At 66.5% G+C, this 13502-nt stretch carries 14 protein-coding genes; 9 read left to right on the top strand and 5 right to left on the bottom strand.

Translation table 11 applies throughout. The features are described from left to right. Window positions 1-50 precede the first annotated feature (50 nt). Entirely contained in the window at window positions 51-2474 is a 2424-nt protein-coding gene (locus ACQ4WO_RS15000; protein ID WP_436482146.1) for a DUF3772 domain-containing protein, read from the top strand. Here the strand turns inward: ACQ4WO_RS15000 and ACQ4WO_RS14995 are convergent. After that, on the bottom strand, window positions 2471-2959 hold the full coding sequence (locus ACQ4WO_RS14995) for a DUF2938 domain-containing protein (protein ID WP_436482145.1): 489 nt from the start codon (window positions 2957-2959) through the stop codon (window positions 2471-2473). The two genes, ACQ4WO_RS15000 and ACQ4WO_RS14995, sit on opposite strands and share 4 nt — an antisense overlap. 61 nt (window positions 2960-3020) lie before the next feature. Between ACQ4WO_RS14995 and ACQ4WO_RS14990 the strand changes: the two genes are divergently transcribed. The 4 genes from ACQ4WO_RS14990 to ACQ4WO_RS14975 all read left to right on the top strand — a co-directional run bounded on the left by ACQ4WO_RS14990 (window position 3021) and on the right by ACQ4WO_RS14975 (window position 7041). Further along, on the top strand, window positions 3021-3665 hold the full coding sequence (locus ACQ4WO_RS14990) for an ArsR/SmtB family transcription factor (RefSeq protein WP_436482144.1): 645 nt from the start codon (window positions 3021-3023) through the stop codon (window positions 3663-3665). After that, window positions 3665-4177, top strand: a complete 513-nt coding sequence (locus tag ACQ4WO_RS14985) for a ClbS/DfsB family four-helix bundle protein (RefSeq protein WP_436482143.1) — start codon at window positions 3665-3667, stop codon at window positions 4175-4177. The genes ACQ4WO_RS14990 and ACQ4WO_RS14985 overlap by 1 nt, the downstream gene beginning before the upstream one ends. 96 nt (window positions 4178-4273) lie before the next feature. Next, window positions 4274-5989: an NAD+ synthase gene (locus tag ACQ4WO_RS14980; protein ID WP_436482142.1), complete on the top strand. Its 1716-nt coding sequence runs from the start codon at window positions 4274-4276 to the stop codon at window positions 5987-5989. Beyond that, window positions 5986-7041, top strand: coding sequence for a bifunctional nicotinamide-nucleotide adenylyltransferase/Nudix hydroxylase (locus ACQ4WO_RS14975; RefSeq protein WP_436482141.1), 1056 nt, complete (start codon window positions 5986-5988; stop codon window positions 7039-7041). The genes ACQ4WO_RS14980 and ACQ4WO_RS14975 overlap by 4 nt, the downstream gene beginning before the upstream one ends. Window positions 7042-7062: 21 nt before the next feature. Here ACQ4WO_RS14975 and ACQ4WO_RS14970 read toward each other — a convergent pair whose 3' ends face one another. Both ACQ4WO_RS14970 and ACQ4WO_RS14965 read right to left on the bottom strand, forming a co-directional pair. Continuing rightward, window positions 7063-7878: a hypothetical protein gene (locus tag ACQ4WO_RS14970; RefSeq protein WP_436482140.1), complete on the bottom strand. Its 816-nt coding sequence runs from the start codon at window positions 7876-7878 to the stop codon at window positions 7063-7065. A gap of 115 nt (window positions 7879-7993) precedes the next feature. Then, the gene (locus ACQ4WO_RS14965) at window positions 7994-8896 is read right to left on the bottom strand and encodes a LysR family transcriptional regulator (RefSeq protein ID WP_436482139.1); all 903 of its coding nucleotides are present in this window, start codon (window positions 8894-8896) and stop codon (window positions 7994-7996) included. Between the two features lie 127 nt (window positions 8897-9023). Between ACQ4WO_RS14965 and ACQ4WO_RS14960 the strand changes: the two genes are divergently transcribed. The 3 genes from ACQ4WO_RS14960 to ACQ4WO_RS14950 all read left to right on the top strand — a co-directional run bounded on the left by ACQ4WO_RS14960 (window position 9024) and on the right by ACQ4WO_RS14950 (window position 11108). After that, window positions 9024-10445 carry an MDR family MFS transporter gene (locus ACQ4WO_RS14960; RefSeq protein WP_436482138.1) on the top strand — a complete coding sequence of 474 codons (1422 nt, stop codon included), beginning with the start codon at window positions 9024-9026 and terminating at the stop codon, window positions 10443-10445. Further along, entirely contained in the window at window positions 10442-10846 is a 405-nt protein-coding gene (locus tag ACQ4WO_RS14955; RefSeq protein WP_436482137.1) for a DUF4440 domain-containing protein, read from the top strand. The genes ACQ4WO_RS14960 and ACQ4WO_RS14955 overlap by 4 nt, the downstream gene beginning before the upstream one ends. Before the next feature lie 88 nt (window positions 10847-10934). After that, on the top strand, window positions 10935-11108 hold the full coding sequence (locus ACQ4WO_RS14950; protein WP_436482136.1) for a hypothetical protein: 174 nt from the start codon (window positions 10935-10937) through the stop codon (window positions 11106-11108). 21 nt (window positions 11109-11129) lie between these two features. Here ACQ4WO_RS14950 and ACQ4WO_RS14945 read toward each other — a convergent pair whose 3' ends face one another. Next, the gene (locus ACQ4WO_RS14945) at window positions 11130-11594 is read right to left on the bottom strand and encodes a DUF2269 family protein (protein WP_436482135.1); all 465 of its coding nucleotides are present in this window, start codon (window positions 11592-11594) and stop codon (window positions 11130-11132) included. After that, complete coding sequence (locus tag ACQ4WO_RS14940) at window positions 11582-12889, bottom strand: SDR family oxidoreductase (protein ID WP_436482134.1); 1308 nt, start codon at window positions 12887-12889, stop codon at window positions 11582-11584. The genes ACQ4WO_RS14945 and ACQ4WO_RS14940 overlap by 13 nt, the downstream gene beginning before the upstream one ends. Before the next feature lie 90 nt (window positions 12890-12979). Here ACQ4WO_RS14940 and ACQ4WO_RS14935 point away from each other — a divergent pair, with 90 nt between their 5' ends. Continuing rightward, window positions 12980-13447 (top strand): hypothetical protein, encoded by a 468-nt coding sequence (locus tag ACQ4WO_RS14935; protein ID WP_436482133.1) that lies wholly within the window; start codon window positions 12980-12982, stop codon window positions 13445-13447. The last annotated feature ends 55 nt before the right edge of the window (window positions 13448-13502 follow it).

The raw sequence follows: 13502 nt of genomic DNA, 5'->3' as shown, positions 1-13502 counted from the left end.
GGCGTCGCCGCCGATTCGGCAATTTTTTCCATTTTCAGCCTTAGGTCCGCATGACTTCTTTCCGTCTCCGTTTCTTCCCCTTCCTGCTGGCGTTGTTGCTGGCCTGCTCGCTGGCCCCGCCGCCCGCCTGGTCGCAGCCCGTCGACGATGCGGCCACGGCCGACCAGCGGCTCGATGGCTTGCGCAAGCAGATCACCGGTATCCAAAAGGCGCTCGATGGCGAGGCGGAGCTCGATGACGCGACCCTGTCGCAGATGCGCGCCGATGCCTTGGCGGCCAGCGCCGAGGCGGACAAGGTGGCCGATGCGCTCGCGCCTACGCTTTCCAGCGTGCAGGCGCGGCTGGCCGAGCTGGGCAAGCCGGCGGCGGGGATCAAAGATGCGCCCGACGTGGCGGCGCAGCGTAGCCAGCTGGACCGCACCAGCAGCGCGCTCGATGCGCAAGTAAAACTGGCGCGCTTGCTGGCCGTGGAAGCGACGCAGGCGTCGGAGCAGGTGTCGACGGTGCGCCGCGCGCAGTTGCAGGCGCGCCTGGGCGAGCGCACGGCCTCGATTCTGGCCGGTTCGTTCTGGAAGCAGCTGCATGCGGAACTGCCGCAGAACCTGCAGCGCTTGCGGGCGCTGGAGCTGGAATTGGCGAACGCGGCAAGCGCTACGCCGTGGTCGGCCTGGGGCGGCTTGCTGGCCGCCATCGTGGCCGTGATCGGCGCCAGCGTCTGGATTTCGCGCTATTTGCTGGTGGTGACGTCCACGCGCGTGCCGCACGGCCGCTTGCGCCGTTCGCTGCATGCGCTGGCCGTGCTGGTGCTGGCGCTGGCCACGCCGGGCCTGGTGGCGGAATTGCTGGCCATGGGCTTGCGCTGGGAGGGCGGCCTGTCCGAAAAGACCTCGACTTTCCTCAGCAGCTTGATCGGCATCATCTGTTTTGCCGGCTTTACGGCGGGACTCGGCCATGCGCTGCTGTCGCCGCGCCGCGTGTCGTGGCGTTTGCTGCCCCTGCCCGATGCGCTGGCGCACCGCATGCGCAATTTTCCATCGATGTTTTCCTTCATCGTCGTGCTCGTGTGGGCGACGGAACGGGTCACCATCGTCATCAATGCGGGCCTGTCGACGGCCGTGGCCGTCAACTGCATCGTCGCCCTCGTGATGAGCACGACCATCGCTTACGGCCTGATGCGGGCCGAGCGCTGCTGGCGCCAGTTGCGCGATGCCGATCCCGCCACCCTCGTCACGCCGCTGTGGCTGCGCTGCGTCACGGTGCTGCTGTGGCTGGCGCTGGCGTCCAGTGTCATCAGCTTGCTGGTCGGCTATGTGGCGTTCGGCAGTTTTGTCGCCAAGCAAATCGCCTGGGTCATCATCGTGGTGTGCAGCACGTATTTGCTGACGGTGCTGGTCGACGATATCTGCATGCTGCTGGCGTCCACTCCACCGCCGCCGGACGCGGCCCATCCCGTGCTGGCCACGCCCAAGGCGCGCGACCAGGCGGCCGTGCTGCTGTCGGGCATCGGCCGCGCCATTGTCGTGCTGCTGGCCCTGATGTTGCTCTTGGCGCCGTTTGGCGAAGGTCCGGGCGAGTTGTTCCAGCGCGTCGGCAAGCTGCAGGATGGCCTGGCCATCGGCGAAGTGGCGATTCGCCCGGCCGCCATGATCCAGGCGCTGCTGGTGCTGGTCGTCGGCTTTATCGCGCTGGGTCTGTTCAAGCGTTGGCTGCAAAACAGTTATTTGCCGACCACCAATCTCGATACGGGCATGCAAGTGTCCTTCATCACCCTGTTCGGCTACATCGGCGGCGTGCTGGCCGTGGCGCTGGCCCTGTCGGCGGCCGGCATCGGCCTGGAACGCATCGCGTGGGTGGCGTCGGCCTTGTCGGTGGGTATCGGTTTTGGCTTGCAGGCCGTGGTGCAGAACTTCGTTTCCGGCCTGATCCTGCTGGCTGAGCGTCCCGTCAAAGTGGGCGACTGGGTGTCCTTGGGCGGCGTGGAAGGCGATATTCGCCGCATCAATGTGCGCGCCACGGAAATTCAGCTGGGCGACCGCTCCACGGTGATCGTGCCGAATTCGGAATTCATCACCAAGACGGTGCGCAACGTGACCCTGGCCAATCCGCTGGGCCTGGTGCAGGTCAAGCTGCCGCTGCCCTTGGGCACGGATGCGCAGGCGGCGCGCGCGCTGATCCTGTCCGTCTTTGTCGACAATCCCGACGTGCTCGACACTCCGGCCCCCAGCGTGCAGCTCGATGGCATCGACAATGGCCTGTTGTTGTTCAACGCCACCGGCTTTGCCTCGTCGCCACGCCTGACGTCGGGTATCCGCAGCGCGCTGCTGTTCGAATTGCTCAAGCGCCTGGACGAGGCGAACATCGCGATCGCCAAGCCCAGCACGATGGTGCTGAGCACCGTGCCGGCGCAGCCCGAGGCGCCGGCCATGTCAGCCGTTGCGCCGGCGCCCGCACCGGTACCGCCGCTGACGTCTTAACGCACGGTCGACCACAGCAGGGCCGCCAGGTACAGGCCGACACCGAACGCCGTGTGGGCCATCAAGCTGCGCAGGCGGGCCGCGTTTGGGTGCGGCGTCTTGCTGGCGGCCAGGCCGGCACCCATGCCCGGCTGCAAGATGCAAAATGGCGCGGCCACGCTCACGAGGCCCGCCAGCAGCGCCGGCGCGAACGTCGGCTGTTGCACCCACTCCTGTCCCACCAGCGCCAGCAGCACGGCCGCAAACAGCACGCCGATCAGGTAATGGGCCGTCCAACCCAGGATGGCTTCATCGCGCACGGGCGCCGCCTGGGAAATATTGGTGTGCGTCACGGTGCCGCGCGGCAGATGGCCGAGCCAGCGCCCCACCATCGCAAAGTTCAGCGAGGGGATGCACCAGAAGCGTTTCAAGGCCACTGCCCACACATCCATCACCGCCGTCGCGCCCACGCCGATTGCCAGTGCATCGAGCCAAAGTATTTGCATTGCCGCTCCCCAAACATTCAATTGATTGCTTGAATGTTATAAGGGTGCTAGCATCGTGTCAATGAAAAATGCCGATATCGAATTCCTCACCGGTTCCGCCGGGTTTGCCCATATTTTAGGCAGCGCGCCGCGTTTGCGTCTGCTCGAGCAGATCGCGCATGGCGAATATGCGGTGGAGCAGCTGGTGGAGTTGACGGGCTTGTCCGTGGCCAATACCTCCCAGCATTTGCAGCAGTTGCGGCGTGCCGGTTTCGTGCAGGCGCGGCGCGACGGCAAGCGCGTGCTGTATCGGCTCGGCAGCGGACCCATCGCGCAACTGCTGGCCGCGCTGGACGTGTATGCGCAGCACCAGCGCAGCGAGTTGCAGGCGCTGGGCCGGGGCGACCACGTGGAAGCGATCACGGGCGACGAGCTGTTCGAGCGCATGCGCGAAGCCAGCATCACCGTGCTCGACGTGCGGCCCGCGCAGGAGTTTGCCGCCGGCCACTTGCCCGGTGCGGTCAATATTCCTTTTGATGACTTGCAGCGCCGCCTGGACGAATTGCCCGCGAACGCAGAGATCGCCGCCTACTGCCGTGGCCCGTATTGCGTGCTGTCCGTGCAGGCCGTGGCGGCCCTGCGCCAGCACGGCTTGCAGGCGCGCCGTCTCGGCAGCGGCTACGACGATTGGCAGGCGGCCGGCTTGCCTGTCGTCAAGGCGGCGTGATGGCGGTCCCCAACAGCAAGCAGGAACTGCTCGACGCCATCAACGGCACGTATGCGAAACTGGTGCAGGAGCTGGCGCGCGTGCCGCCGGCGCTATCGCGCGAGCCCGTGCTGGAAGGGCAAGTGGCAGGCACGCGCATGAGCGTGTGCGATCTGCTCGCCTACCTGGTGGGATGGAATGAGCTGGTTTTGCACTGGCACGCGCAGCTGCGCGACGGCAAACGCATCGAGGACATCGCTTTTCCCGCCGAAGGTTTCACGTGGAACGCTCTGGGAAAACTGGCGCAGCGCTTCTATGCCGACTATGCTGAACTGGGCATGGACGACTTGCTGCAGCGTCTGGAGCAGGCGAAAAACCAGCTGCTGGCGCTGGTCGAAAGCCATGATGACGCCCAATTGTATGGCCAGCCCTGGTACACGCATTACACGATGGGACGCATGATCCAGTTCAACACGGCGTCGCCATATGCGAACGCGCGCACGCGCTTGCGGGCCTGGCTCAAGACCGTGTAACACCCTCATCGGCAGGCTTGCACGGTTGCATCAGTACGCTCAGAAAATTTTTCAGGCAGGATAGTGGTTTCAAGCGCAACCAACTGAAGGATCGCCATGCTGACCATCGCCCTCGCCCAGATGAATCCCACCGTGGGCGACTTCGACGCCAATTGTGCCGCCATCATCGCGCGCATGCAGCGCGCCAGCGAGGAAGGCGCGGACCTGCTCGTCTGCCCGGAACTGTCGCTGTGCGCGTATTACCCGGGCGACCTGTTCGAGGATGCCGCCTTCCTGCGCGGCATGCAGCAGGCGCTCGACACCGTGCTGCAAGCGTCCACGCGCTGGCCGGCACTGGTCACCGTCATCGGCACGGCGCGGCCGAACTCCGGCGTCGGCAAGCCCCTGTACAACGCCTTGCTGGCGATGCGCGACGGGTGCATCGTGGCCGAATACTACAAGCAGCTGCTGCCCACCTACGGCATCTTTGACGAAGGCCGCCATTTCGAGCCGGGCCCGCCCGGCGCCTGCACCTTGACTATCGCCGGCTGCAAGGTCGGCTTCATGATTTGCGAGGATGGCTGGAACGACGACGGCCGCGCCTACGCCGTCAACCCCTTCGACGCCCTGCACGCGGCGCGGCCCGACCTCGTCGTCAGCATCAACGCCAGCCCGTCCGACATCGGCAAGCGCGCGCAGCGCCACGCCGTGTTTGGCGCCGCCTGCAAGCGCGTCAATCTGCCCCTGCTGTTCGTCAACCAGGTGGGCGGCCAGGACCAGCTCGTGTTCGACGGCGCCTCGTTCGCCATGTCGCCGAGCCAGGGCGTGCAATTCGAAGCGGCCCGCTTCGTCGAGGATTTTCCATTGCTGCGCTTTGCCGATGGCCGTTTCGCGCAGCCCGATGGCCAGCCCTTCCCCGTGCCCGACCCGGACGGCATCCCCGCCGTGGAATTTGCGCGGCGCCAGATCGTGCTGGGGTTACGCGACTACGCGCGCCGCTGCCGCTTTACGCAAGTCGTCGTCGGCTGCTCGGGCGGCATCGATTCGGCGCTGACCCTGGCCCTGGCCGTCGAAGCGCTCGGCGCCGACAACGTCGTGGGCATCACCATGCCATCCGTGTTTTCCAGCGCCGGCTCCGTTACCGATTCCGTCGCCCTGTGCGCCAACCTCGGCATCGCCCTCTACACGCATCCGATACGCGACATCGTGGCGCAATATGAAGCCGGCTATGCGCAAGCCTTCGACGGCAAGCTGCAAGGGCTGCCGTTGGAAAACCTGCAGGCGCGCGTGCGCGGCACGATATTGATGGAGTATTCGAACGCGTTTGGCGCCCTGCTGCTCACCACCGGCAACAAGAGCGAAATCTCGGTTGGCTACTGCACTTTGTACGGCGACACGAATGGGGGACTGGGCCTGATCGGCGACCTGTATAAAACGGAGGTGTTCGCCCTGTCGCGCCACATCGACGCCAGCGCCGGGCGCGAACTGATCCCCGTCGCCGTGCTCGATAAACCGCCATCGGCGGAACTGGCGCCGGGCCAGCGCGACACCGATAGTCTGCCGCCGTATCCCGTGCTCGATGAAATTCTCAAATGGCATATCGAGGGACGCCGCCTGCCGGCGCAAGAAAGCGCGCAAGCGTTGACCCTGGTCGACCAGCTGCGCGAGACGGACGAAGGGCGCGCCCTCGTGACGCGTATCCTCGGCATGGTCGCCCGCAACGAATACAAGCGGCGCCAGGCGGCGCCCATCATCCGCGTGCGTTCGCGCGCTTTTGGCAGCGGGCGTCAATTGCCGATCGCCGCCCACTACCCCACCGGAGACGACGCATGACCCCATCCTATCCTGCCGACGCGGCCATCCTGATCGGCCGCTTCCAGCCTTTTCACAATGGCCATGCGGGCTTGCTGCAAAAGGCCCTGACGACGGCCGCGCAAGTGGTGGTGGTGCTCGGCTCGGCCTTCCATGCGCGCAGCCCGAAGAACCCGTTTACGTGGCAGGAGCGGGCCGCCATGATCGCCGCGACCTTGCCCGAGGCGCAGCGCGCGCGCGTGCATTACGTGGCCGTGCGCGACTACTACGACGATGGCCTCTGGGCCGACGCCGTGCGGCACGCTGTGGCGGGCGCCGTGCCGAAGGCGCAGCGCGTGATGCTGGTGGCCTGTTTCAAGGACGCCACCAGTTACTACCTGCATCACTTCCCGCGCTGGCAGCTGCTGAACCTGGAGATCGACCCTGGCGCGCCCATCGGTGCGACGGCCATCCGCAACGTGCTGTTCGAGGCCGAGGACGTGGACGTGTCGCTGAGCGCCGTGGCGCAGCTGCTGCCGGCGGCCATCGGCCAGTATGTAAAAGCGTGGACCTTGTTGCCGTGGTACGCGCCGCTGGTGCAGGAATACCGCGCCATCGAAGCGTATAAAGCGCGCTGGCGCGCGGCGCCGTATCCGCCCATCTTCACCACCGTCGACGCACTGGTGCAGACGGGCGGCCACGTGCTGCTCGTGCGCCGTGGCGGCTATCCGGGCAAGGATTTATGGGCCTTGCCCGGCGGCTTCCTGGAACCGCGCGAACGCCTGCTGCAGGGCGCCCTGCGCGAACTGGCGGAGGAAACCCAGCTGGGCGTGCTGGCGCCCACCCTCGTCGAGGCCTTGGTTGGCGTGGCCGTGTTCGACCACCCGGACCGCAGCCAGCGCGGGCGCACCATCACGCATGCGCATTACTTCGATTTGAAGACGCGCCAGCTGCCGGCCGTGGCGGCGGCCGACGACGCGGCGCTGGCGCAATGGGTGCCCGTGGCGTCGCTGCCGGCCATGGAAGAGCAATTCTTTGAAGACCATTTTCACATCCTGAACCACTTCCTCAAGCTCACGCACGAGGGGCGCTGAGAGGGGCCTCCTCCCCGCGCGTCAGGACGTCACGCGTTCCCAGCCATGCTTGACGGCCGCCTTGAACTTGTCCCACGCCGATTGCGGATACGTGTGCTCCCACGTGGAACGCAGGTCCGCTTCCACGTCGTCCCATGGGCGGCCCCGGTAGCTGTCGCTATTCGCCATCGAATGGCCATAGCGGTAGGCGGGATCGTAGTCCTCGAAACGCGCGCCGGTGGTGACATAGGTGGCGCTCCAGTGACTGCGATAGTACTGCTCGTCGTCGTAATTGGTGCCGGGCAGGTTGTCGGCGCCGGGATAGCGGCGCACGTTGGCGCCCGCGCTGGACGGCGGCGGGGCCATGTCGGTGGCAAATTGCTGCGACCCTGGCGCCTCGTTCATGCTGCCCTGCTGCGATGGCGTATCCGACTGCATGCTGGCGCCCTGGCGCATCGCGCTGGCGTCTTGCGGCGCGCCTTGCCAGCCGCCGGCGCGCCAGTGGTCCGCGTGCGCATCGATGTCGAGCGGCGCGTAGCGTTCGACGATGTCGGTGGCGCGCTGGATGTCGGCGTCGCTCGCTCCTTCCAGCGTCAGCACGACATTCCCGCGCCGTACGGCTTCCGCATAGATGTGGCGGTCGGCGTGGCTGCCGAACAGGTCGGTAAAGAAATGCTTGATGCTGTCGAGCAGGCTGTCGTTGTCGTCGCGGCGGAGGTTTTCCGCGGCGGACATGTCGTCACTGCCCGCATCGTGCAGGCGGATGCTGGCGCCGGGGAAGCCAGCCGTGATCAGGTCGTGCCGGGCGCGCTCGGCCATATCGCGCGCGGCGAAAACTACTGCCAATGTATGTGCCATGATGGTCTCCAATTGGTGAACAACGTCCTTCCAGTGTAGGCCGCGAAAAACAAAAGTGGCGCCCGTTTGCCCTCTGGAAATCGTTGTGATCAACAAATATTGACGACGTGAAACCTCAGTCCGGCGTGCCTACGAACGCGCGCAAAAAGTCGATAAAGGCGCGCACCTTTTCCGCGATATGCTGGGTGTTCGGATACACGGCATACACGCCCTGCTCCGGGAAGACGACGTCGGGCAGCAGCCGGCGCAGGCGTTCCGCGCGCACTTCCGCCTCCACCTGCCACTGCGGCAGCAGGGCCACGCCGCAGCCGCCCAGCGCAAAGCCCAGCAGGGCCGAAGCGGAGTCGGAATGGATGGCGGCGTCGTCCTGGGCCGTGAAGGCGGCGGGGCCGTCCGGTGTCTGCACGTCCCAGCGCAGCGGCGCGGCCAGGCGGCTGTGCGCCAGCCAGCGCGCGCATTGCAGCTCGTCCAGACTGGCGATGCCCTTGGCTGGCAGGCTGGCCAGGTAGGCGGGCGAGGCGACGGGCCAGATCGCATATGGCTCGATCAGCGCGGCGCGGTAGCTCGAATCGTTGAGGGAACCCATGCGGATGGCCAGGTCATAGCCGCCCGAGATCAGATCTTCATGCGAGGACGACGAGGAATGCTGGATCTGCAGTTGCGGATGGGCGGCGGCAAAGGCGATCAGCGCGGGGATCACCGTGCGGCTGCCGTATTCGACGGTGGTGGTCAGGCGCAGGGTGCCGCGCAAGCCCTGGTGGCCCTGGCGCGCCGTTTCGATGGCGCCCTGCGCTTCGCTGAGCACGCGCTGGCAGTCTTCATAAAAGCGCCGTCCCACGTCGGTCAGCGCCAGGCTGCGCGTGCTGCGCGTGAGCAGCGACACGCCCAGCTCCGCCTCCAGCTGTTTCAAATTAAAACTGACGACGGCCTTGCTCTGGCCCAGCACGGCGGCGGCCGCCGTCAGCGAACCGGCGTCGACGATGGCGATGAAAATACCCAGGCGGTCAAGACTGATCATGGAGTGAAGTGAGAAAAGAGGCGGCTTGCAGGGCTTTGTCAAAATGGATTTGACAGTGTAATCGGGGCTGGCCCGTTATGCAAATGGCGATGAAAGCTTAAGCTGGCCGTTTGCCATTTGGAGCACCATGGACTATCGCAAAAAGGTCGCGGCCATCTATCTGCTGGGGTTCTTCGTCGACCTGATCAACATGTTCATCACCAGCGTCGCCTATCCCGACATTGGCCATGCCCTGCACGCCTCGGTGGCGCAGCTGGCCTGGATCAGCACCGCCTACATCCTCGGCCTGACCATCGTCATCCCGGCCAGCGCCTGGCTGGCTGCCTGTTATGGCAGCAAAACCGTGTTCATGGCATCGTTGCTAACTTTTTTATGCGCAAGCATCGGCGCCGGTCTGGCGCCATCGATCGAGGCGCTGATCGCCTGGCGCTGCGTGCAGGGCGTGGGCGGCGGCTTGCTTATTCCGCTGGGACAAAGCATGACTTATCAGCTGTACCAGCCTGCCGAGCGACCGGGACTGTCCTCCGTCATCATGCTCGTGGGCTTGCTCGCGCCCGCCCTGTCGCCCGCATTGGGCGGCGTCATCGTCGACAGCCTGTCGTGGCGCTGGATTTTCTATTTGAACGTGCCGTTTGCCGCGCTGGCGCTGCTGCTGGCCGCCTGCTGGCTGCGCCCCGACCCGCCCCGCGCACAAGTACCCCGCCTCGACGTGGGCGGCCTGCTGGCGGGCAGCACGGCGATTTTGCTGCTGTTACTGGGCTTGACCATGCTGGGCACGCCGGACGAGCTGCTGGCCGGCGCCGGCGTGCTGGCGCTGGGCGTTGTCTGCGCCTGGGGCTACGTGCGCGGCGCGCTGCGCAAATCGACGCCGCTGCTCAACCTGCGCCTGGCCGCCGAACCGCTGCTGCGCATTGCCATGCTTGTGTATCTGCTGGTGCCGGGCGTTTTCATGGGCGTGAGCCTGCTGGCCATGCTGTATCTGCAGGGCGTGCTGGGCATGTCGGCGTCCAAGGCGGGCGCGCTCATGCTGCCGTGGGCGCTGGCTTCGTTTGCCGCCATTTCGCTGACCGGCAAAAGCTACCGCCGCGTGGGTCCGCAACCGCTGTTCATCTTTGGTGCCCTGCTGCAGGCGGCGGGCATGCTGATGCTGCTGCGCGTGGATGCGGCCGATCAGCTGTTCTGGCTGGCCGGCACGTATGCCGTGATGGGTTTTGGCGGCGGCTTGTGCAGCAGCACGGCGCAAAGCACGGCCTTCTTGCGCACGCCGGACGGGCAGTTGAGCCAGGCCAGCGCCGTGTGGAATATCAACCGCCAGCTGGGCTTTTGCCTGGGCGTGGCGCTGCTCAGCGTATTACTGAATGGCTTGCTGGCGGCGCAGGGCATCGCATCGCTGGACGACCCCGCCCAGCATCTGCGTGCGGCGCAGGTGTTCCACTGGTGCTTTGCACTGGCCGCCGCCTCGTGCTTGCTGCCTTTGGCACTGTGCCTGCGCATCGACAACCGCGCCGTTCTCGACCTTTTACAACACCATGGAGCTAGCAAAAAATGACTGCAACGAACCCCTATTTTGACGACGTTTTATCCACGCATGTGCTGATCCGCGCATGGCTTTCTGGCGAGGCGGCAGCGGGAAACTGCGCGCAATTGCTGGCGCGGTTTTCGCCCGACTTTACGATGGTGGCGCCGGGCGGGATGCGGCTCGATCGCGCCGGATTGACCGGATTTTTCCAGGGCGCTGGCGGCAGCCGCCCGGGCCTTGCCATGCGCATCACCGACTTGCAGCTGATCCAGGAAAGCGCCGCCGGCGCTACCGTCTCCTACCGCGAATTCCAGTCGTTGCCGGGCGCGGAAAACACCGAGCGCTGGTCCACCGTCGTGTATGAAAAAACGCCCGATGGCGCTTTGCTGTGGCGCCACCTGCATGAAACGTGGGCCGCGCGGGCGGATTGATCCTACAGCGTGGCGGCAGGCGCGCCGATGGACAATGGCGCTGCGGCGGCTAGGCTGACAAGGTCCCCTCGTTCATCAGGAGCGCCTCATGACCAAGCAAAAATCGCAGGCCGGCCAGAACCGCCAATCGGCCGGCCCCACGGAAGACAAAAGCAGCACCGACAATGATATTGGCAAGCGCGGCAAGGATGCGGCCAGCCATACGAAGGCCGGTTCCGGCAAGGGTGCCGGCGGCGGCAAGAAGCAGGCCCGCAAACACTGACGCAAACCCCGTGATGCGCGCTCAGGCCGGCTTGGCCGTCATCAGGTAAAACACGACGATGAAGGCGAAGAAGGCGGGCACGCCCAGCGCCGCCCAGATGCGCAGGTAGCGCCAGTACAGCGCGGGCAAGTCCTGGTCGTCGCGCGCGCTGGCCTGCGCCATGTCGCGCATGCGCATCTGCAGCCACACGACGGGCAGCCAGCAGGCACCCGCCACCAGGTACAGCACCACGGACCAGACGATCCAGCGGCTGCTCAAGGGATAACCGGCCAGGTGGGCCAGGTAAAAGCCGCTCAGGGGCTGGAACACCACCGTCGTGGCCGTAAACAGCCAGTCGGCGCGCACCACGTGGCGGCTGACGACGGCGACGGCGCGCACGTCGCGGCTCAGGCTCGTGAACAGCAGGTAGAAGGCCGAGCCGATGCCGGTGCCGAACAGCAGGGTCGACGAGACGATGTGCAGCCATTTGACGATCAGGTATTCCATGGCTTTTCCTCCAGTTGGTACAGCAGCCACAGGGCCGCCAGCATGGGCAGGTTTTTCGTCAGGGGGCCGTACGGATGCCAGAGAAATTCCGGCAGGAACACGGCGATCCAGACGGTATAGAACACGATGAGCGCGGCCTGCAGCGGCCATAGCCAGCGCCGCCACGGCGGGCGCAGCGCCAGGGTGGCCATGCCGAGCAGCAGGTCGAACAGGCAGGCGCCGGCCAGCAGCGGCGGCGCCCAGGCTGGCGGCACGCCGCTGCGTTCGAGCAGGTCATAGCTGTCTTCGAGCGGATAGGCGCCGGCCGAGACGATGGCCGTGGCGATCCATACGATGGCAATCGACAGGCGCAGCACGGGCAGCAGCCAGTCCAGCTGGGCGCGCACGGCCGCACCGCGCGCGTCGCTGATGAACTGCGCCACGGGCCGCGGCGCGCGCCCCAGTAAACGCCGCGTGAGCCCCGCATCGGCGGTATTGCCCCGGTCGAGCATGCCCAGGGTGGCGCGGTCCGGCATGGCAAAGCCCAGCAGCCTGGCCAGCAGCACGGGCGGCATCAGCCACCGGGGCAGCGGCACGACGCGCAGCCGTCCCAGCCCCATGGCCGCGCGCAGGGCCGCCAGGTAGGCCGCAAACGGCAGCGCCTGCGGCCCCACGACGGGCACGCGGCGCGTCTTCTGTCCGCCCAGCGCGCCCGCGCCGCGCACCAGCGCGACGATCAGGTCGCTTAAGTCGTCCACGTGCACGGGTTGCACCGGCTGCGGCGCGCTGCCGAAGCGGGGATACACGGGCAGGCTGGCCAGCATGCGGAACAGGCGCGCGCTCTCGCCGTCGTCGCCATACACGAGCGAAGGCTGCACGATGACGGCGCGCAGCGGCAGGCCGGCGAGAAAATCGTCGGCCGCCTTCTTGCTCAGGTGGTAGGGCGAGACGGCGCCTTCGTCGGCGCCCAGGGCCGACAGCTGTATCACCAGCTGCACCTCGCTCTCGGCGCAGGCGGCGAACAGGGCGCGCGGCGTCTGCGTGTGCAGGGCCGCAAACGTCTGCGCACCATGCTCGGCGATGATGCCGACGCAGTTGATGACGACGTCGATGCCGTCCAGGCGCGGCAGCCACGCGGCCTTGGCCGTGTCGCGCGCAAAATCGGCCTCGATCAGGCGCACGCGCGGCTCCCTGCCGATGCGGGCGCGGGGCGGCGCGCGGCGTGTCGTGCACGCGAGCTGGAAACCTTCGGCCAGCAGCGCGGTCGAAACATGCGTTCCGATGAAACCGCTCGCCCCCGTCAGCAGTATGCGCATCGATGCCCTTTCCTGATGGGAGTTGGATTCGCCTTTTGCGTTTCAGTTCATTGCCGCATTCACCATAGGAGATCACCATAGGAGATCACCATGCCATCCTTGCCTGCCACCCTGCGTCATGGCGCCCTGTCGGGCAGCCTTGCCTCCCTCCTGTCCGCCGTCGCCCTGGCCCTGTGCGGGCGGCGCGAAACGGGCAGCGTATTCGCCGCCGTGAACGCCGTCAGCCACTGGCTGTGGGGCGACGAGGCGGCGCGCCGCAACGATGCCTCGCTCAGGCATACCCTGGTCGGCTATGTCATCCACCATTGCAGCGCCATGTTCTGGGGCGTGCTGTTCGAGCGCTATGCGGCGCGCATCCTCGACCGGCGCCGCGTGGCGTCCACCGTCGCGGCGGCGGCCGGCGCCACGGCCGTGGCCTGTTTCACGGATTACCAGCTGACGCCGCACCGTTTGCAGCCCGGCTACGAGATGCGGCTGTCGCGGCCCTCGCTGCTGCTGGTGTACGGCGCCTTCGGCATCGGCCTGGCCGCCGGCGCGCTGTGGCTGCGGCGGCGCTGAGGCGCTGCGCGCGGCGTTTCGCGAGTCACTTTCCTACACGCCGGCCCGCCGCGCG

This window comes from Janthinobacterium aestuarii, assembly GCF_051380835.1.
Lineage (GTDB): Bacteria > Pseudomonadota > Gammaproteobacteria > Burkholderiales > Burkholderiaceae_D > Janthinobacterium > Janthinobacterium aestuarii.
This window is presented reverse-complemented; position numbering and strand designations above follow the sequence as displayed.

What these genes read in the sequence shown, in the direction of transcription:
- ACQ4WO_RS15000 (WP_436482146.1), top strand. Translation starts at nt 51, where the DNA reads ATGACTTCTTTCCGTCTCCGTTTCTTCCCCTTCCTGCTGGCGTTGTTG.
- ACQ4WO_RS14995 (WP_436482145.1), bottom strand. Translation starts at nt 2,959, where the DNA reads ATGCAAATACTTTGGCTCGATGCACTGGCAATCGGCGTGGGCGCGACG.
- ACQ4WO_RS14990 (WP_436482144.1), top strand. Translation starts at nt 3,021, where the DNA reads ATGAAAAATGCCGATATCGAATTCCTCACCGGTTCCGCCGGGTTTGCC.
- ACQ4WO_RS14985 (WP_436482143.1), top strand. Translation starts at nt 3,665, where the DNA reads ATGGCGGTCCCCAACAGCAAGCAGGAACTGCTCGACGCCATCAACGGC.
- ACQ4WO_RS14980 (WP_436482142.1), top strand. Translation starts at nt 4,274, where the DNA reads ATGCTGACCATCGCCCTCGCCCAGATGAATCCCACCGTGGGCGACTTC.
- ACQ4WO_RS14975 (WP_436482141.1), top strand. Translation starts at nt 5,986, where the DNA reads ATGACCCCATCCTATCCTGCCGACGCGGCCATCCTGATCGGCCGCTTC.
- ACQ4WO_RS14970 (WP_436482140.1), bottom strand. Translation starts at nt 7,878, where the DNA reads ATGGCACATACATTGGCAGTAGTTTTCGCCGCGCGCGATATGGCCGAG.
- ACQ4WO_RS14965 (WP_436482139.1), bottom strand. Translation starts at nt 8,896, where the DNA reads ATGATCAGTCTTGACCGCCTGGGTATTTTCATCGCCATCGTCGACGCC.
- ACQ4WO_RS14960 (WP_436482138.1), top strand. Translation starts at nt 9,024, where the DNA reads ATGGACTATCGCAAAAAGGTCGCGGCCATCTATCTGCTGGGGTTCTTC.
- ACQ4WO_RS14955 (WP_436482137.1), top strand. Translation starts at nt 10,442, where the DNA reads ATGACTGCAACGAACCCCTATTTTGACGACGTTTTATCCACGCATGTG.
- ACQ4WO_RS14950 (WP_436482136.1), top strand. Translation starts at nt 10,935, where the DNA reads ATGACCAAGCAAAAATCGCAGGCCGGCCAGAACCGCCAATCGGCCGGC.
- ACQ4WO_RS14945 (WP_436482135.1), bottom strand. Translation starts at nt 11,594, where the DNA reads ATGGAATACCTGATCGTCAAATGGCTGCACATCGTCTCGTCGACCCTG.
- ACQ4WO_RS14940 (WP_436482134.1), bottom strand. Translation starts at nt 12,889, where the DNA reads ATGCGCATACTGCTGACGGGGGCGAGCGGTTTCATCGGAACGCATGTT.
- ACQ4WO_RS14935 (WP_436482133.1), top strand. Translation starts at nt 12,980, where the DNA reads ATGCCATCCTTGCCTGCCACCCTGCGTCATGGCGCCCTGTCGGGCAGC.